The sequence below is a fragment of the Oleiphilus sp. HI0043 genome (genome assembly GCF_001634935.1).
Map to the genome: position 1 here is coordinate 1 of NZ_LWEY01000495.1, position 926 is coordinate 926.

Consider the following 926-nt stretch of genomic DNA (forward strand, 5'->3'; position numbering starts at 1 on the left):
CCACGACGTAATAAGTAAGGTTGGATAGGTTAACGCGTCGCGTTAGCAACCCACGAATACCAGCATGATCACCGTCGAAATTACTTGCTTCATCTGATGCGTTGACGCTTCCCTAACGGGAAGAATGTTAATTAAAAAGAAAGGCTCTGGCCGAGGTTCCGGCAGGATTTTGTGCGGGCCTCTTGACGTGGGGAGTCATACCAACGCTTTTGTCGTGGGGCGCTGTAAGCGTCCAAGCCCCGCAGGGGCTGAACCACCAACTTTTTGTTAGGCAGATCATCGCACAAATTCGTAATTATGCCACTCAGGACGCTCTTCTTTTTCTAGAAACTCAACAATTGAACTCTTCGCAATATCTGTAGCAATACAGTACTTTTCGTGCAGTGGCTCACTCTCTCCGAAAGAGATTTCCTTTCGATCAGCTACTGAAATATTTTCATTTCGAGAATCACTTAAAGCACGAAATTCACTAGCATTTTCATCATAAAATATGAGGCCAGATATTTCGTCACTCCATTCTAGAGCGAAGTAAACACGAATATAGTTTCTGGCACCAAAAATGAATCTTTGCCACCAAGGCCTTAAACCATCGTCAGCTGCCAGCAATATCTTTCCTGATTTCGAATTTAGCGCATTCCGCAGTGCTTCTCTTGTCTCGGAGAAGTTCTCAAATTCTAATTCCTTACCGTCTAAGGTAAGAAAATATTTAGTGTGAGATTCCAAATTCATTTTATTGCCTAACGCCCGCCTCAACGAGCAAATTTTGCTGGCGGCAGTTTTGCCGCGCAGCGCAAAAGTGGTGACAGAAAAATTTGTCCGTTGGAGGCGCTTGTTAAAATCATTTATTTATGCAACCATAATGAAACCATATTGCAACCATGAGTGTTTTTTATGCCCGCAATTACAGTGAAGAATATACCAGACAT

At 43.2% G+C, this 926-nt stretch carries 1 protein-coding gene; it reads right to left on the reverse strand.

Annotation, left to right across the window (positions count from 1 at the left end):
• Positions 1-276: 276 nt before the first annotated feature.
• Positions 277-729 carry a hypothetical protein gene (locus A3729_RS06180; RefSeq protein WP_068511205.1) on the reverse strand — a complete coding sequence of 151 codons (453 nt, stop codon included), beginning with the start codon at positions 727-729 and terminating at the stop codon, positions 277-279.
• Positions 730-926: the final 197 nt, after the last annotated feature.